We start from the raw sequence: 17,286 nt of genomic DNA, 5'->3' as shown, positions 1-17,286 counted from the left end.
GCGCACAAGGTAGTGGGATCGTGGGGAGTCCGAGAGATGATTCCGGCTTCTCGCCCCGAGGCCGGGCGCCCGAGCAGGTGTCCGGGCCGGCTGGAGACGCCGAGGCGACGCGCCATCCTTCTTCGGGTGCGACTCCCCCGTCACTCGTGTCGGTGTCCGGCCGGGCCGAGCGGCGCTCAGCGAGACGTCGCGCCCGGCTCCGCCAGGTGCTCGGCGAAGAACGCGCGGACGCGTTCCCAGGCGTCCGCGGACGCCTGGGGGTCGGACGTCATTCCCTGGATGCGCATGAGCGTGCCGAGAGGTCCGGCCATGGCCGACAGGAACGAATGGGTCGCGTCCGGATAGACCTTGAGGTCCAGGGCCGCCTCCGTCCGGCCGATCCCCGTGCGGAGCTTGTCGACCTCGTCCGTGTCGACCACCTTGTCGTTCCCACCGAACGAGGCGACGATCGGGCACGGATCGGACAGCATCCGGTCGAGCGCCTCGGGCTCCTGCTTCCCGGCGGGCAGCAGGGCATAGTTCACCGATGCGGCGTCGAACATCCCCTGCCCGGCGGCGACCAGGGCGAACCGGCCGCCCATGCAGAAGCCCATCACCCCGACCCTGCCGGTGCAGTCGGGCCGCGCCGCGAGCGCCTCGCGCGCTGTCTGCAACCGCTCGTAGGTGGGCCCCTCGTCGTCGAGCAGGCTGCGGAACACCTGCCGCAGGCATCGGCCGCGCTGGTAGAGCGACGGCGCGTGCGCGACGTAGCCTGCGGCCGCGAGGAGGTCGCAGACGCGGCGGGTCTCCCCGCTGACACCGTAGGCGTCGTGGATGACGACGACGCCGGGGAACGGTCCGTCCCCGGCGGGGACGGAGAGGTGGCCAGGATGCATGTGCGAGCCTCCGGAGGGTGGAACGGGTGCGGCGACGTCACGGACGCCACGAGCGTGCACGCCGCTGCTGCCGTCAGCTCCCCCAGACCCAGGGAGAGGTAGGTGCGGCGCAGCGGCGCGAACCGGTCGGTCACGGGCTCAGTCGTCCGCCAGCTTCAGTGCCTGGCGCCGCCGGATCTCGGCCTGCTCGCTCTCGGACCCGAGAGTGAAGTGCACCCGCGAGATCGTCCCGCCGAACCGGTTGTCGATCGCCTCGTAGGCATCCGTGACGGGGGTGCCGCGGTCGATCCCGACGTTGAACGTCTCGTCGAACGCGAAGTAGTAGGCGGTCGTGCGGTCGATCTGCCCCTTGCCCACGGGCACGTCGTCGACCACGATGCGGACCTCGGCGGGGCCGCCGGGCTCCGCATCGGTGCCCTGGTAGTCGACCTCGACGACCACCCGGTGCTCGCCGGCCGTCAGCGGGACGGCACCTTCGACAGTGGTGAGGTCGGCCCCGTAGCAGTTGTAGGCGTAGGCGGGGCGCCCGCCGTCGCAGTACAGCGACCAGCCGCCGAACCGGCCGCCCTGCGCGACGATCACGCCGTCGTCGGCGTCGGTGACGCACGTGATGTCGGCGGTGATGGTGTGGCTGCGGTTCTTCACGTTCGGCGCGGCCTCCTCGCTCAGCCGTGCCGTGGCCGGGCCGAACGTCATCTCCGTCCGGTCGCCGTGCAGGTCCGGACGGCCGGCGATCTGCGGGTTCTCGCGCTCGGTCACCCGGTCGTCGAGCGGCAGCACGTGGTAGCGCTCGGCCTCGGACCGGAACAGCCGCTGCAGCTCGGCGAGCCGCTCCGGCTCGGCGTCGGCGACGTCGTGGGCCTGGCTCGGGTCGACCCTCGTGTCGTACAGCTCCCACCTGTCGTCCTCGAACGGCCCGTGCCCCCCGACCATCTGCCACGGGATGCCGTGCTGGGCGACGGCCGTCCAGCCCTCGTGATAGATGCCCCGGTTGCCGACCATCTCGAAGTACTGGGTCCGACGGCGGTCGGCCGCCTCGGCGTCGTCGAAGCTGTAGCGCATGCTCACGCCCTCGACGGGCTGCTGCGGGACGCCGTTCACGGTCTCCGGCGCCGGCACGCGGGCCACGTCGAACAGCGTGGGCAGGACGTCGATCAGGTGGTGCCACTGCGAGCGGATCTCGCCCCGGGCACCGATCCCGTTCGGCCACGACACGATCATCCCGTCCCGAGTCCCGCCGTAGTGCGAGGCGACCTGCTTGGTCCACTGGTACGGCGTGTTCATCGCGAGCGCCCAGCCGACGGGGTAGATCCCGTAGCTGCGTGGCCCGCCCAGCTCGTCGAGGTGCTCGTCCATCCACGCGACGTCGTCGGCGAAACCGTGGCCCACCAGGTGCTCCCGCATGGTGCCCTCGATGCCTCCCTCGCCCGTGGCACCGTTGTCACCGAGGATGAGGACCACGACGGTGTCGTCGAGCACGCCCACGTCGTCGAGCTCGTCGAGCAGCCGCCCGATCTGCGCGTCCGTGTGCTCCGCGAACCCGGCGTACGTCTCCATGAACCGCGCGCTGACACGGCGCTCCCGCTCGTCGAGCTCGTCCCAGTGCGGCACTCCGTCGACCCACGGAGCCAGCTCGGTCTCGGGCGGGACGATGCCGAGACGCCTCTGCTCGGCGAGGGTCTTGTCGCGCTGGGCGTCCCAGCCGTCGTCGAACTGCCCCACGTAGCGCTCCCGGTACTCCTCGGAGACGTGGAACGGGCCGTGCGTGGCGCCGAAGGCGAGGTAGGTGAACGTCGGCTTGTCCGGGGTGACCTCGTGCTGCCGACGGATCCACTCGGCCGCGCGGTCGACGAGGTCCTCGGAGAGGTGGTACCCGTCCTCCGGCCGCTGCTCGGGCTCGATCGGGGTGGTGTCGGTGTAGAGCTGCGGGTACCAGTGGTTCATCTCGGCGCCCATGAACCCGTAGAAGTGGTCGAAGCCCTCGCCGGTGGGCCAGCGGTCGAACGGTCCGGAGGGGCTCACCTCGACCGGCGGCGTCTGGTGCCACTTGCCGAAGGCGGCGGTGCTGTACCCGTTGCCGGACAGCGTCTGCGCGATGGTCGCCGCGCTGGCCGGGCGGAAACCGCTGTACCCGGGCTGGCTGGTCGCCATCTCGGTGGTCACACCCATGCCGACGGAGTGATGGTTGCGTCCGGTCATCAGCGCCTGCCGGCTCGGCGAGCACAGCGCGGTGACGTGGAACTGGTTGTACCGCAGCCCACGCTCGGCGAGCCGCTCCGCGGTGGGCATGCGGCAGGGCCCGCCGAACGGACTGGACGCGCCGAACCCCATGTCGTCCACCAGGATCAGCAGCACGTGCGGGGCGCCCTCGGGAGGGCGGACGGGCTGCACGGGCGTTCCGGGGGGCAGAGCCCCGCTGGTAGGTGTCGGGATGTCGATGGGAAGGCGCGTACGGTCGATCATGTGCTCATGTGATCATGATTTGGGCGACGTGATCTCCACCGCAGCCGGCCCGTGCGTCGGCAGCGCGCTCCGGCTCGCTCACCGAGCGCCTGGCGCTTCTGGATGCGCCGTTCACCACAAGCCGCGCTTGCGACGCTTGCTGCTCCCCCACACTCCCTTGCCCAGGTTCTTGCTACGCCCCTTCGTCGTACTCCCCCACAGGCCCCGCTTCCAGCTCTTCGCGCGGGACTTCCTACCCCACAGACCAGCCATGACAGACCTCCTCGCGGACGGACGGGCCTCAAGGCTACGCACGCCTCCGGGCCACGTACATCACAGCCCGCTCGGCGAAGGTGCCGGACAATATGCGCCGTGCGCTGCGCCCCCGAGGAAGGAGACCGGCCGGCCGACGGGGCCACCTCGTCGTCGTGGAAGGCCACGGTCCGAAGATCCAGGTGACCCTCGGGGTGATCCAGCCGGCGGCAGCGAAGCGCCAGGGTACGAACGTCCTCGTCGGACGTGCCTGGCAGTGCCGCGAGCGCCGTCAGGTCCAAGCTCATGCCGATCGCGTCGTTCCTGTCCGGGCTTGGTCGCCCACCCGCAGCGGTACATCACCCACGTCTGGGTGCCGTGGCCGGCCGGCGCCCACCGGGCGACGATGGGCTCATGGCAAGAGCGATGGGGGTCGACGCCGCCGGGCCGTACTGGGTCGGTGTGACCAGTGATCTGCGGGTCTATGCCGAGCACGCCCTGGCGGACCTGCTCGCGGCCGCGGACGCCGACGGCACGATCGGTGTCACCGGCATCGACATCCCGATCGGCCTGCCGACCGGGAGCAAGCCGAGGCGCGCGGACACGCTGGCGCGAACAGCCGCCGGGCCACGGCGGGCGTCGGTGTTCATGACCCCACCGCGCTCCGTGCTGGAAGCGTCGACCTACGACGAGGCGTCGGAGAGGTCGCCGGCCCCGACGACGTGCTCGACGCCGCGGTCTCGTGCTGGAGCGCGCAACGAGTCGCCGCAGGCGACGCGGTGCGGTTCCCCGACCCGCCGGAGCCGCTCGACGGGATCGACGTCGCGATCCACGCCTGATCCTCCGCGACGTCGTCATGCGAGCATCGTCCGATGCCTGGACCTCACGCCGGACGTCAGCACCGATCCGTGGGTCACCCCGGAAGTGAGCCAGATCGGTCGAGGTCGCGTACGGCGTATCTGTGGTGCTCCCACTCCTCCTCGAGAATGGTGTGCAGACAGGAGAGGACGGTTTCCTGGTACTGGGGGTCGTGCGGGTTCGGCCGCGTCGCGGCCAGTGTGTCGGGCGTGACCGTCGCGAGGAAGTCACGAACCATCGCGACGCGCCCCGCACGGACCTCGAGCACCTCGGCGTACGACGGCGCACTCTCCGTGAAGGCCACCCCGTCCATGCTGTCCTCCGGGGAGCTGGCGTCGTCGATCTGGCCGATGGGGTGGAATGGCTGTTCCTCCTCCAGGATCGCCCGTCCCAGCCACATGTCGGTCGCCAGGACCAGGTGTCGCAGCGTCTGCGCGAACGACCACTCGCCGTCCACCGACACGTCGACGGTGCCGGCCGGCATCGCCGCGACACGCTCGAGGGTGGCCGACCAGGTGCGCGCGAGTGCGGCCCAGGCAGCACGCAGGCCGTCCGGATCGTCGGCGTGCCGGGTGGCGCGACCGGGAAAGCGGCGGTTGAGTTCGGCGTCGACGTAGGAGACCACGTCAACGCCGTTGACAAGCAGGGTGCCGCCGCCGTCGATGAGCCATGGCGCGTCGATGTCCGCCCCCTGCACATCGACACCCCGCATGACGATGCCGGACAGATCGGACTCGCGGAATCGGGCACCCTGAAGGTTGACGTTGACGAACTCCGCTCCCTGAAGCTCGTCGGACCCGGTGAAGGTGGCCATGGCTGCTCCTCGTCGAGTGGCGTCGGCGGCCGGTGCGGCGCGGTTCCGAGGCTATCCATTCTGGTCGGGTTCGGTGCCTGACATCGCGTTGGCTCCACCGCCCTCTTCGGGCGGGTCAGCGAGAGAACGATGGTGACAGACTGCCAGGGCGGACGGAACCGGTCGGAAGGGTGAACCGACGGGTCCTGGTTCCTCGTCCAAGGCTCAGTTGCCGCCGCCACACCGCGCGGCGCGCAGCAGCTGACACCTGCCGGTCACGATGAGTCCGCCCGTGCAAAGCTGTGCGCATGGACGCTCCCGGCCCCCGCCGTGCCTGGTTGCTGATGACCACCGCGGGCGGTGCGCTCTATGACGACCAGCTCGGCATCGAGTACCTGTACGACAGCAAGGTCCAGAACCACAAGCGACTCCACGTGGGCGACCCGATCGCACTGTGGGACGGTGAAAGACTCCTCGGGATCTCGGTGATCGAGCAGATCGAGGAAGCTCCCGGCACCAAGACGATGCAGCGGTGCCCCAGGTGCCGAAAGACCCGCCCGAACCCGCCGTCGAAGGCGAAGCCACGGTTCCGGTGCTCGAACACCGCATGCAGGTCGGAGTTCGACACGCCGCACCTCGAGAAGGTCGACGTGACGATGTACACGGCTCGCTACGACGCCGCGTGGACGGCGCTGGACGGGCTCCTCGACGAGAGCGAGATCCGAGCGGTCATCCTCAAGAGCGGCAGCTTCAACTCCATCCGGGAGATCGAGTGGCCCGCCTTTCAGCAGGCCCTCGCGAACAAGAACGGCCACCGGGCCCTCGACCGGATGAGGGCGCGCGTGCCAGACCTGTCGTGGCCGACGACGACCGGACCGCGCATCGAGCTCGTCCACGGCTTCGAGCACTCGATCGTCCGTGTCCGCCGGGGACAACGGAAGTTCCGGGAACACCTCCTCGCCGGCCAGGGGAGCAACTGCGCCTTCACCGGTGCCGCTCCCCCGCGCGTTCTCGAAGCAGGACACCTGTACAGCTACGCCCAGCTCGGGGAGCACTTCGAGCACGGCGGGTTGATGCTACGCAGGGATATCCATCGACTCTTCGACGACGGTCTGCTCTCGGTAGATCCCACGCGACTCCGGATCGACGTCGCTTCCGACCTCGCCGAATATCCCCAGTACGCCGGGGGTCTGCTGCACGGATAGGTGTGAGGGTTTCTCGGGCGGCGAGTGTGACAAGAGTGGTCATGGTGGCTATGTTGAGCACGGCTTGGACCCTCACACGTAGGCTGGCCCTACGTAAGGGACCGGAGCGGCTGTACCAGTTCGGGGCAGTGCCTAGCCAATCCGGGGTGAGCTTGGGCGGGGCGGGGTGTCGGAGGTTGTGTTGCAGGCGCGGAGCTGCTTACCTACTCCGCAGGACAAGTTCGGACTGGTGTACGACGCCGTTGGGTCTTCCGTGCGCCGTGACCGTGACCGTGACAGGAGTCGAGTGACCAGCGACGCGTTTACGTTCGTCGATCTCTTTGCCGGAGTCGGAGGGTTTCACGCAGCCCTTTCTGAACTCGGCGGGCGTTGCGTCTACGTGGCGGAGAAGGACAAGCACGCCGCTCGCGTGTACAAGAGGGCATGGCTTTCCGGAAATGAAGACGTCCCGTTCGCAGAAGATATCAACGACGATGTTCAGATCGATGCGAGCCACACCATAGAAGAACTCTTGGTGCGTGCGCGTAGTGGTCAGATTGACCTGGGCAAGATCCCCGCGGAATTTGACGCGCTGACCGCCGGTTTTCCTTGTCAAGCGTTCAGCAAATCGGGAAAGCAATTAGGTGTGCTCGACCAGGTTCGGGGTACATTATTCTACAACATTCTGATTGTTGTCGCGATCCGGCGTCCGAAGATCGTGTTCCTTGAAAATGTGAAGAACCTGGTAGGTCCGGAGCATCGAGAGACCACTTTCCGCACAATCATCTCGGCTCTTCGAGAACTGGGATATGTGGTCAGTGACGAGCCGACGGTATTTTCGCCGCACTACCTCTCGCCCGAGCATGGCGGTGGCCCCCAGAGCAGAGAACGAGTCTTCATCCTTGCGCTGCGTAGCGACTTGGCCGACGGCGAGGCAGAGCCTTTCGCGGGCCCGACGCGCACGCCCGGATGGCCTGTAGAGAAGTGGTTGCTGACAGAGACCCCGTTGGCCGACGGTGTACCTGCCGCGATCACGAAGGGGTGGCTGCGCATGGCCGAGGACTCCGCCCTCGCCCAGCGTGCGAAAGAAGTTACGGAACTACGCGGGGACACCAAGCCCTACACCGTCACGGATGCCGCGTGGTTCAAGGTCTACGAGACTCTCGTGCAGAAGGTGAGCAGCAGCACCAACCACCGGCCTAACGCACGCGGCTCTCGGTTCCCTGGCCATCCCATCTGGTTCGATGTTACTGATCCGGTGTGGGCACAGAAGGAGCGCGACGATGCTCGGGCGCACGACGGCCTCGGTCGCAAGGCGCGTCCGTGGAAGGATGAGTTCCTCGACAAGTCGGGACGTTTCGTCGCCGAATTCGCCGACATCCTTGAGCGGCCAGCAAGACGGCCGCTACTCGCGGAGATCCGCGCCTTGGAGAACAATGCCTGGAGGAAGTTCGAGTGGCAGGCTCAGGACGCCACATCTCTTCGAGACTGCCTGATACAGGTTCGCCCCTCGGGCGTGCGGGTCAAGAAGGCGACCTATACCCCGGCCCTCGTCGCCATCAACCAGGCCCCGATATTGGGGCAAGACCTCCGAAGGCTGACGCCGTATGAGGCAGGCAGAGTCCAAGGATTCCCCGACCAGGTCTATGCAGCGATGCGGGAGCTTCAGCCCGACGCCCAGTCGTACAAGCAGTTTGGAAACGCGGTTCACGTCGGCACCGTGCAGTTTGCGTTTGTTCGTTTCGTGAAGCATCACTTCGACTCCGTGGGGCCGAACTTTTCCGGAGGTCTCGACGCATTGCTCGAAAACTGCCGCAATCACTCCTCATGGGACTTCGATCCGGTCACGACGGCCGACAACTCGAGGAGACGTCCGTCGCGCACCAGCCCTGCTGCCCCCCATGAGCGGACGCTGTTCTGACGTGAGGCAGGCGGTCGCAATCGAGTTCACCCGCACCTGGCCGGAGCATTCGCCCTACACTCGGTCGACGCTCCCACCTCGATGTGTACTGTGATGAGCATCCAGGTCAGAGTCGAAGGAGCAGCAATCGGTGCAGTACACGAGCGCTACCTCGAAGGCCTCCGGCGTCGCACGGATGTACGTGCTCGGTGGGCAAGACCCTGAGCCGCTCGGCCCTGGTGCCAAAGAGAAGAGATCGGCCTTCGAAGCGCTGGGCACCGCGATCGGTATGGATCTGGTTGACGTGCGATCGAAACACCGTTGCGCTGTGGCCATCGCAGACGCCGTGGGCGTCGAGTGGGATACCGCCTGCTGGTCTGCCGGCGACACCATCACGTCCATAGGCATCAACAAACTTGTGGACGCTGTGACCATGGCAAAGATCGCGCAGCTCGAGCCGGAGGAGGCAAGCGAGCTGATCGAGCGGCTCCTCGCCGCGGGAAACTCGAACGACGACAGGAGAGAACTCATGCCTGAGGTGCTCACCGAGGTACAGCAGAACGTGGCGGACTACCTCGCCCGCCTCAGCGAGCCGGGTCCTCTGCCCGAAGACTTCGGTCGGGAGCCGGTCGCTTTTCGGGCGGCTGATGTGCGGTTCGACGACGGGACGTGGCGTCAGAAGCTGCTGGAGGTCGAAGGCTGGATCCGACTGCGGATCATCTTGGACGGCTCGTCGCCGCAGGCGTTCGACGCGAGCTTGGCGAAGGCGCTCAATCTTGAGCCTACGTCTGCCGGAGACGAGCTCTTCTCGGCTCTCGCCTTGGTGCTCGAGGAGGCGTCTGTGCGGCGTGATGAGTTCCTGCAGGCGATGGAGCAGACCGCGGAAGGGACAGAGACAAAGACCAGCGCGTCTCTTGCGTGGGCTGCGTCGTGGGACGAAGCCACCGACGACGACGGCACCGAACCGAGCGGCATGATCGATGCCAGGGCGGAGACCTGGCCGATCCAGACCTTCATCCAATACGCCCGCGACGACGAACTGGACCTCAGCCCTTCGTACCAGCGGGCTGACGTCTGGCCGACCAACTACGCTCAGCGCCTTATCGAGTCGATCCTCCGCGGCATCCCGCTGCCGTCGGTGATCATCCTGGAGAAGAGCGAAGACCGCGGGACCGTCTACGAGGTGGTCGATGGCAAGCAGCGGCTCACGTCCGTGCTGCGTTTCACCGGCGCGCACCCGCACGCCCTCGATGTTGTCGCTCAGAAGAGCCGGGAGTGGAACGAGCCATCTCTTCCGCACGTGTTCGAGACCGACTATCCGCGTTTCAAGGAGATCTGGAACAAGAACGAGCGGGACCGCCTCACCACGGAGATGGAACGGAAATACCACTTTCCGTTCCCGCTCCGGTCGAGCGAGACGCCTGATAGTCCGAACCCTCTTGTCGGCGATCTTGCGCCTCTCCGTGGCAAGTACTACGGCGAGATCCGGGACCTCACCATCCCGGTCCAGGGGACACCACGGCGTGTGCGATATGTCTTCGAGCAGACAGCCACGTACAAAATCCCCGTCATCATCTACAAGACGGCTACGATGGCGCAGATTCATGAGGTCTTTTCCCTGTACAACACGCAGGGCAAGTCTCTTAACGCCGAGGAAATTCGCAACGCCCTGTATCACCGGCTCGACCTGATGCGTGGCCTTCTCGTAATGGGGGGAGACTCCAAGGATCTGAACGTGGCCTCCTTCCTGTCGGATGACTGGGGTGACCTGAAGTCGACCAGCGAGGTCCTTACGCGGTACCAGTTCGGCGACGTCGGTTACAAGCGCACGAAGGTGTTGTCGTGGGTCGCTGCAGCGCTGCTACTCAATGACGCAGGGAAAGACGGGATCACGCGTTCCACGTCTGCCCACATCAACGCATTGTTGCAGCGAGTGCAGGCAAGCTCGGGCGACCCTCTGCAGAGTTCCACGACCGTCCGGGATCTCATGCTCCTGATGGATCACGCCCTGGATGCCCACGCCACAGTGGCGGACGCGTGGCCCAAGCGCTTCCGTAGCGGGAACGAGCGCGGCACCGGAAAGTGGCAAGAACTTCGCTTGGTGGCGACGCTGGTCGCCCTGTCCGCGGCAGCCGTCGTCCTCGACGACGAGCTCGTCGACAGGTTGGAGGACGCGGTACCGGCCATCAGTGGCTCTGCGGCCAGGTGGGGCAAGCCTGTTCGCAACCAGTCGAAGGAACAGTGGCGCTGGATCGGCTTCGTGGTCAGTGAGATCCTCGCGATCCTGAACGTCGAGTCTGAGGACGCGCACGCTGCCCTCGTCGAGCGGTTTGGTTCCTCTGGTCTCAAGACCATCGTCGACCATGCTCAGGCGCCCGAGGACTACGTCCGCGCATGAGGAGCGAGGTTGGCGCCCGCTACGGCGTCGAGCACGTCGCGCTGGCCGAGAGCCCCTCGACGTGGTGGTCGGCGTACGAGACCAGGCTCGCAGCGTCAGGCATAGGCGTGACCAGCCGCGAGGTGATCGCTGCTGACGCAAGGTACATCGTGGATCATGGAATCTTCGGTGCGGGAGAGCCAGGCGGTCCTGCCTGGCCGTTGACGCGAGAGCGCCGGGGACTGGTCATGGGGGCTGTCCAATCGGGCAAGACAGCATCGATGATGGCGGTCGCTGCGATGGCGCTCGATCGGGGCGTAGACGCGCTCGTCATCCTGGCCGGCACGAGGACAGCCCTTTGGCTCCAGACGTTCGAGCGGTTCGTGGACCAGATCGACACCGACGCGAGCGCTCACACTCGTCGAGTGCGGATACCAGGCGGCCTGGCATCCGACCTGCCGGGCACCGACCTCAGCAATCTCTACGAGATGCCAGGGCCCCGTATGAACCGCGCCCTGACGCGGCGGCGCCCGATCATCGCCGTCGTGATGAAGAACGCCGCGCACCTGGAACGGGTGAGTCGCAATCTGCAGGATGTCGTCTACCCCCTCGCATCGGAGCGGGGCGAGCCGTTCCACCTACTCGTGATCGATGACGAGGCTGATGACGCCTCTGTCGTCGATACGTCGGCGGTCGCAGGCAGCAGGCCTGTACCACGACGCATCGTCGACCTGTGGGAGTCACGACAACGGCCGGGCGAGACGGTACGACCGGAGATCTTCGCGACCTATCTCGCGTACACGGCGACACCCCAGGCGAACTTCCTACAGGACGGCACCAACCCGCTCGCTCCTACCGATTTCGTGGCCAGCTTGCGCACCCCGGGAGCGAGAGGCAACGCCGCCGTTCGCGAGTCGACCTTTCGCACAGAGGACGGGCTCAGAGGTTGGTACACCGGCGGCGAGACCTTCTACAAGGACCTGGCAGGCGCACCACTCTGCGTTGCAACCGACGACATCCCTGAGGGAGAGCGTGTGCCCGATGCCGTCAGGGCGTACCTCGTAGCAGCAGCCGTGCGCCTACTGCGTTCGCCTGACCGGCTCGGTCCGTTCTGTGCACGGGGCAAGCGGTACTCGACTTCCGCGGAGGCACGGTCCGCGGTCATCGATCCCATGTCGATGCTGATCAACCCGTCCGCGGAGAAGGACGAGCACTTCGATACCGCCGACGCAGTGATGGCTTGGGCGGGCGGCGCGTCGTCCGGTCGGCCTAACGAGGATGCGTCCGAAGGCCGTGACCTCGGCGTCGATGGCATCGCGGCCGACATGGTCCAGCACCGCGATCGGTGGACGGCATGGCTCGACTCGTACCGCGAGAGCGTGAACCTTGTGGTGGGCAGGTTGGCCCCGGCTGAAGAGCGCCCTGTCCCGGCTGCGGACGAGTGGGACAGCGTGGCTCGCCTGATCCTTGAGGAAGTCGTGCCGGGCACACGCGTCGCTGTCATCAACAGTGACGAGAGAGCAGACGACCGTCCCGAGTTCTCGCCTGGGCAGTGCGACGACGGCTCCTGGCGCCCGGCGACCAACCTCTCGACGATCTTTATCTCCGGGAACGTCATGTCCCGAGGACTGACCCTCGAGGGCCTGACCACGACTTTGTTCACACGCAACGCGTCCACCCCGCTTGCCGACACCCAGATGCAGATGCAGCGCTGGTTCGGGTATCGGGGCGGGATCATCGACCTGTGCCGTGTGCTGACGACACGTGACCAGATCGACCTGTTCACCCACTATCACGAGAACGATGAGGCGCTCCGGCGCGATGTACTCAGGGCTATGGGATCGGGCTCAGCACCGACCCCGGTCATCCTGCAGGGCCGCGAGTTCAAGGCGACAGGGAAGATCACAAACCTTCAGGCCGAGCCGCTGTTTCCGGGGCCAAAACCATTCGTCCGTCATATGAACCCGGCCGGCTCTGACGGGAACAACCTTGAGCTCGTAGCGAGTCTCTTCTCCGGCGACGGGATGATCGCCGTGCCCTCTGGATCCGGACAACGCGGCTTGCTGCTCCCCGAAGCGCTCAGTCTTACGGAGGCGGCAAAGCTGCTCGAGTCATTGGGTTATGTGAACCATGGGCCGGGGCCGGACAGCGGGGAGGCAGCCAGGTGGCGGTCGGTAGCCCATCATGCACAGATACCGGACGGTGACCCGTGCCTCCCGCTCTATCGGTCTCCCATGGTCGCAGGCTCGCTAGATCTCTCCAAGGACTCGCCGTACACCATCGCGGCATATCTGCGCCTGTGGTCTGCCGTCATTCCTCGCAACGTCCCCGGTCTCCTGGCGACCGACGACTCGCCGCTGATGTGGAATCTCGTCGAGTTTGCGGCAAGAGCCCGAAGGCAGCCGAACTTCTGGGTCGGCATTCGATTCGGGCGCGGCGAACAGCTGACCGCGGGACCGTTTGCCCGGCTCCGCTGGCCCGTGCGGCCCATGATGCGAATGCTCGCAGACGGTACGACGTCGCTCGACGCAAACTGGGGATCGAGGAATTACTCTGGCGACGTCATCCAAGGCGACGACCTGTTTGACTACGTCGCGAGAGGCGTGAACCCGCCACAGGTTCTTGACGGCCGACGCCCACCTGGCGAGGACGGCCTGATCCTCTTCCACCTCGTCGGGCACCAGCGGGCGGACCCGACGATCGCCGTCGGTGTTTCGATTCCGCTCGGAGGGCCCGACCACGTCCGAGCACGACCGGAGGCATGGCGTTGACCGACGACCGCGCGGAGCCGTTCGAGTGGCTGAGGGCTGAGATCGATCAGCACCCACGTGCGAGCACCCCGGAGGACCGTGACCTCATCTGGGCGGATACCGCCCACACGGTCGCCGTCTCGCGAGACGACAAGGGGACTATCGAGATCTTCCTTGTTGGGGATCCGATCGTGCCGGCGACGCGTGCTCTCCAGGATGTCCTCGAGCACCAGACGTGGACGATAAAGGGAGGCGGCGCACTCGCGGCTAACCGCATGGCCCTCCCCGAGAGCTCAAACCTGCCAGGCGTGGCCGCATTCATCTGCGCCGAACTATTGGCCAATGGGTTTGGGCGCGAGCGACAGCCGGCATTCACCCGCACGGAGCCCGTCATTGTCGCACTGTTCGCGCAGCAGCAGCTTGGCAACGAGGTGCTCACTGGCCTGGTGGGTGAGCTGATCCTGCTGGACGAGCTGACACGCCAGGCGGCCGCTCCGGACGAAGTCGTGGCGTGCTGGTTCGGCAGCGTCCCGTCGTCACGTGACGTTCAGTTGGGCGAGGTTGGCATCGAGGTAAAGGCAACGACCGGAGCGACGGCCAGCCACCTCATCCAGGGATTTCACCAGATCGAGCTGGGGCATCCCGTGACGGGAGTGCCAGAGACGGCTCTCTACCTGCTCAGCATCGGCGTCCGGTGGCTGCCGTTTCCCGCGAAGGGCGGTACCTCGCTCCCGGCGCTGGTCGACGCGATCGCAGGGCGGTTGAACGCCTCTGTCCGCGAGCAGTTCATCGCGCGGCTACGCCAGTACGGTGGCGACGTCGGGATTGGGTACGACCACACGAACGACCGGGAACGGCCGAGGTACGCGAGGCGGCTGATGGGGGTTTTTGAACGGCTCTACGACATGAGAGATGAGCGGATCCGCGTTCTGCACTCCTCGGACGTTGGAGGATTGCCTCATATCGAGCCTGAGTCGGTCACTTTTAGGATCGCACTGCCCGCGCAGGTCAATGGCGATCTCAATCCGACTGTGGACCTAACGCAGGCCGCGCGCAAGATGCTTGGAGAAGCGGGCTTTGCGCGAAGTTGAAGGGCCGGCGGAGCGCGCCCGGCCCAAGGTGACGACGGAGATGGTGCCGCAACATGTCGGTGCACACCCAGGTGCATCGTCATCGTCGATCAGCCGCCGGATGTCGACGGCGCGACGGAGAGACACGGCCCCCGAGGTAGCGCTGCGCCGTGAGCTCCACGCCCGTGGGCTGCGTTACCGGGTTGCGTACCCGATTCCAGGGCAGCGACGTCGGACGATCGACATCGCGTTTACTCGCGCCAAGGTCGCTGTCATGGTCGATGGCTGTTTCTGGCACGGATGCCCGGATCATGGGACGAAACCTCGGTCCAACTCTGCGTGGTGGGATACGAAACTTGCTGCCAACGCCGCCCGTGACGCTGACACGAACCGTGTACTGACGGAGGTGGGATGGCGAGTCGTCCGGATCTGGGAGCACGAGGCGCCTGCTGCTGCTGCGGACGTCGTAGTTGCGGTCCTCCGTGACCAGCTGGAGAAGGTGAAAGACCACTCTCGCGTCTTGCCGGATCCAGTTTAAGTCCCTAGTACTACAGCCGTAGATCGGGCTTGTGGGCTGTGGTGATGCTGTCTTCGCGTCGTTGGTAGTGGGCTCGGCGGGCGCGGTGTTGGTGTCGTCGTGGCCATCGGGACCATGCCAGGACCTGTTGGATCGTCGTTGGGGTCGGGGCGGCCAGGGTGGTGTAGAGGCGTCCGGCTTCGCCCGCGGTGACTGCGACCAGGCCGGCGCGGTCGTGGTCGGGCGCTGGCGCTGGAGCCCGAGTGGCCGGCGATCACCGCCGCCTATTGCTGGCTGCGCGACAACCGCGGCTCCAGCAGGTACGTGCGCCAGATTGACGCACCGGGCGTGGACACCAAACTGGTCGAGCGACACCGGGCCGTGCTCGCGGAGATGCTCGACGTCACCTCCCGCGCCGGTGATTTCACCGCCGACCTCGGCCTGTCCGGCAAGCCCGCGATGGTCCGGCTACGCTGCGCGCCGGGCCTCTTCGGCCTGCCCGACGTCGTGTCGGACGTGGCCCTGCGCCTCGACGAGGCCCGGCAGTTGACTCCTGATGCGATCGCGCGAACGCTGATCGTGGAGAACGAGGTCACCTACCTGAGCGCGCCGATCCCCGCCGGCGGGCTCGTCCTCTGGGGTAAGGGGTTCGACGTCGACCAGCCGGCCTCCCTCCCCTGGCTCGCGGGAACCGACGTGGCCTACTGGGGCGACCTCGACACCCACGGATTCGCGATTCTCGACCGCCTCCGCGCGTGGCTCCCGCAGGCACGGTCGGTGCTGATGGACCGGGACACCCTGCTGGCTCACGAGGAGCGCTGGGGACGGGAGGAACGTCCGACATCCGCCGCGCTCACGCGCCTGACCAGGGCCGAGGCGGCCCTTTACGCCGAGCTCGTCAGCGACCGGCATGGAACGCGGGTGCGCCTGGAGCAGGAGCGGATCGACTGGCGTGGGCTTCCCGCCGGCTGGGTGCCAGGCTCGGCCCGTAGCAAGCCCGGTATCGGGGCGTGAACCCTGGCCCGCTACGGGATAGCCCGCCGGGGTGGCGGGCATGCGGCTGGACTCGAAGCCGCGGCCCTGCTCAAGGCATGAAACTCCCGGAACGGTCGTCCTGTCCGGAGATCAAGCCTCACACGTCGCGGATCATCGCTGCGGCCTGCGCCATCCCGTATCGGGCCGACAACAGGTCGAGCAGGTCGTCGATGGTGCGCGGCGGGTTGACGTACCGGGCGCTGATCCTTCCCAGTGCGCGTCGCGCTATCTCAGGTGCGACGGAGACCGAGTCCGCCGCAAATCGCGCGGCGGTGACCACGGAGATCCCATGGGGCAGGCGCTTGGCTGGCAGGTCTTTGACGTTGTCGCTGACGATCACTCCGGCACCACCCACGACCGCAGCAGCGACCAGGTGCTCGTCGTCGGGATCCGGCAGGCCGTACGAACCCTCCAACGGTTCCCAACCCTCGACGCACGAGTCGTCGAACGCCCAGCCCATCTGATCGACCAACCGCCAGGCCGCCGCCTCGGCCTGCTCCGGCTCTGCACCCCGGTGAACTCGCTTGTCTGCCTCGACCCGAACCAGCTCGTCCAGGATCGCTTGCGACCAGATCGGCCGGTACAGACCCTCAGCGGCCATGCTCAGCAGAAAATCCCGCTGCAAGCTCGGCCACAACACCGAGGTGTCCAACAATGCTGTGAACACCCTGTCACCCCCGCCGCTCTCGCGCCGCTACCCTGCGCGCTTCGCGCAGGCGCTCGATCATCTCGGCGGGATCGTCCTCGTCCTCGAGGTCTACCGCCGTGGCGTCGAGCATCGCGTACTGCCGGGCCCGCCGCCGCTCCCGGTACGCGAGCACATCGCTCAGCAGGAGACGCCGCCGGTTCCCGTTGCGCTCAGCGGCCAGTTCACCCGACTCGATCATCCGTACCACCGTGGGCCGCGACACCCCGAGCAGATCAGCCGTCTGTTGTGTCGTCAGCTGCGGCTCCTGCGGCGACACCGTGACCGCCTTACCTGCAGCGAGCGCCTCGACCACCTGCACCAAGGCGCGGTACACCGTCCCCGGCAACTCGATCTGTTCACCTTCGTCACTACCGACGAGCAAGAACCGTCGAGCAGGCTCGGTCCCCCGCCGCTCGCTGTGCGCGGCGAGGAAACTGAGCACCTCGGCCGCGCCCGGGGCCGACTCCTCTGGGACATAGGTCTGTGATGCCAGCTCTGCGCTCATGACACTCCCTCGATCACTTCTACGAACGTATCGTAGTTCC

13 protein-coding genes and 1 pseudogene are annotated in these 17,286 nt (G+C 66.7%); 9 read left to right on the top strand and 5 right to left on the bottom strand.

Annotated elements, in window-relative coordinates; genetic code table 11:
• Positions 1-176 precede the first annotated feature (176 nt).
• Together ACYU96_RS00470 and ACYU96_RS00465 are read right to left on the bottom strand one after the other, a co-directional pair.
• On the bottom strand, positions 177-875 hold the full coding sequence (locus tag ACYU96_RS00470) for a dienelactone hydrolase family protein (RefSeq protein WP_460748029.1): 699 nt from the start codon (positions 873-875) through the stop codon (positions 177-179).
• A 138-nt stretch (positions 876-1,013) separates the two neighbouring features.
• Positions 1,014-3,338, bottom strand: a complete 2,325-nt coding sequence (locus ACYU96_RS00465; protein ID WP_460748027.1) for an arylsulfatase — start codon at positions 3,336-3,338, stop codon at positions 1,014-1,016.
• A gap of 537 nt (positions 3,339-3,875) precedes the next feature.
• Between ACYU96_RS00465 and ACYU96_RS00460 the strand changes: the two are divergent.
• Both ACYU96_RS00460 and ACYU96_RS00455 read left to right on the top strand, forming a co-directional pair.
• A pseudogene (locus ACYU96_RS00460) lies at positions 3,876-4,217 on the top strand (DUF429 domain-containing protein); the annotation flags it as partial.
• Between the two features lie 74 nt (positions 4,218-4,291).
• The gene (locus ACYU96_RS00455; RefSeq protein WP_460748026.1) at positions 4,292-4,408 is read left to right on the top strand and encodes a hypothetical protein; all 117 of its coding nucleotides are present in this window, start codon (positions 4,292-4,294) and stop codon (positions 4,406-4,408) included.
• Positions 4,409-4,482: 74 nt separating this feature from the next.
• Here ACYU96_RS00455 and ACYU96_RS00450 read toward each other — a convergent pair whose 3' ends face one another.
• Complete coding sequence (locus ACYU96_RS00450; RefSeq protein WP_460748024.1) at positions 4,483-5,241, bottom strand: DinB family protein; 759 nt, start codon at positions 5,239-5,241, stop codon at positions 4,483-4,485.
• Positions 5,242-5,528: 287 nt separating this feature from the next.
• On the opposite strand from ACYU96_RS00450, the gene ACYU96_RS00445 reads away from it, so the two are divergent.
• The 7 genes from ACYU96_RS00445 to ACYU96_RS00415 all read left to right on the top strand — a co-directional run bounded on the left by ACYU96_RS00445 (position 5,529) and on the right by ACYU96_RS00415 (position 16,032).
• Complete coding sequence (locus tag ACYU96_RS00445; RefSeq protein WP_460748022.1) at positions 5,529-6,425, top strand: HNH endonuclease; 897 nt, start codon at positions 5,529-5,531, stop codon at positions 6,423-6,425.
• Between the two features lie 286 nt (positions 6,426-6,711).
• A complete protein-coding gene (dcm, locus tag ACYU96_RS00440) occupies positions 6,712-8,325 on the top strand; it encodes a DNA (cytosine-5-)-methyltransferase (RefSeq protein WP_460748020.1) in 1,614 nt (537 codons plus the stop codon).
• A 130-nt stretch (positions 8,326-8,455) separates the two neighbouring features.
• Positions 8,456-10,702 (top strand): DUF262 domain-containing protein, encoded by a 2,247-nt coding sequence (locus ACYU96_RS00435; RefSeq protein ID WP_460748018.1) that lies wholly within the window; start codon positions 8,456-8,458, stop codon positions 10,700-10,702.
• Positions 10,699-13,452 (top strand): Z1 domain-containing protein, encoded by a 2,754-nt coding sequence (locus ACYU96_RS00430; protein WP_460748016.1) that lies wholly within the window; start codon positions 10,699-10,701, stop codon positions 13,450-13,452. The genes ACYU96_RS00435 and ACYU96_RS00430 overlap by 4 nt, the downstream gene beginning before the upstream one ends.
• Positions 13,443-14,522 (top strand): PD-(D/E)XK motif protein, encoded by a 1,080-nt coding sequence (locus tag ACYU96_RS00425; protein ID WP_460748014.1) that lies wholly within the window; start codon positions 13,443-13,445, stop codon positions 14,520-14,522. The genes ACYU96_RS00430 and ACYU96_RS00425 overlap by 10 nt, the downstream gene beginning before the upstream one ends.
• A gap of 40 nt (positions 14,523-14,562) precedes the next feature.
• Entirely contained in the window at positions 14,563-15,039 is a 477-nt protein-coding gene (locus ACYU96_RS00420) for a very short patch repair endonuclease (RefSeq protein WP_460748427.1), read from the top strand.
• Positions 15,040-15,231: 192 nt separating this feature from the next.
• Positions 15,232-16,032, top strand: a complete 801-nt coding sequence (locus tag ACYU96_RS00415) for a Wadjet anti-phage system protein JetD domain-containing protein (RefSeq protein WP_460748424.1) — start codon at positions 15,232-15,234, stop codon at positions 16,030-16,032.
• A gap of 118 nt (positions 16,033-16,150) precedes the next feature.
• Here ACYU96_RS00415 and ACYU96_RS00410 read toward each other — a convergent pair whose 3' ends face one another.
• Both ACYU96_RS00410 and ACYU96_RS00405 read right to left on the bottom strand, forming a co-directional pair.
• Positions 16,151-16,720: a PIN domain-containing protein gene (locus ACYU96_RS00410; RefSeq protein WP_460748012.1), complete on the bottom strand. Its 570-nt coding sequence runs from the start codon at positions 16,718-16,720 to the stop codon at positions 16,151-16,153.
• Positions 16,721-16,724: 4 nt separating this feature from the next.
• Entirely contained in the window at positions 16,725-17,246 is a 522-nt protein-coding gene (locus ACYU96_RS00405; RefSeq protein ID WP_460748010.1) for a helix-turn-helix domain-containing protein, read from the bottom strand.
• Positions 17,247-17,286 lie beyond the last annotated feature (40 nt).

Source organism: Myceligenerans cantabricum (genome assembly GCF_054777735.1).
This window is presented reverse-complemented; position numbering and strand designations above follow the sequence as displayed.

Excerpts from the sequence above, each read along its gene's own strand:
- ACYU96_RS00470 (WP_460748029.1), bottom strand. The coding sequence starts at position 875 with ATGCATCCTGGCCACCTCTCCGTCCCCGCCGGGGACGGACCGTTCCCC.
- ACYU96_RS00465 (WP_460748027.1), bottom strand. The coding sequence starts at position 3,338 with ATGATCGACCGTACGCGCCTTCCCATCGACATCCCGACACCTACCAGC.
- ACYU96_RS00450 (WP_460748024.1), bottom strand. The coding sequence starts at position 5,241 with ATGGCCACCTTCACCGGGTCCGACGAGCTTCAGGGAGCGGAGTTCGTC.
- ACYU96_RS00445 (WP_460748022.1), top strand. The coding sequence starts at position 5,529 with ATGGACGCTCCCGGCCCCCGCCGTGCCTGGTTGCTGATGACCACCGCG.
- ACYU96_RS00430 (WP_460748016.1), top strand. The coding sequence starts at position 10,699 with ATGAGGAGCGAGGTTGGCGCCCGCTACGGCGTCGAGCACGTCGCGCTG.
- ACYU96_RS00425 (WP_460748014.1), top strand. The coding sequence starts at position 13,443 with ATGGCGTTGACCGACGACCGCGCGGAGCCGTTCGAGTGGCTGAGGGCT.
- ACYU96_RS00420 (WP_460748427.1), top strand. The coding sequence starts at position 14,563 with ATGGTGCCGCAACATGTCGGTGCACACCCAGGTGCATCGTCATCGTCG.
- ACYU96_RS00405 (WP_460748010.1), bottom strand. The coding sequence starts at position 17,246 with ATGAGCGCAGAGCTGGCATCACAGACCTATGTCCCAGAGGAGTCGGCC.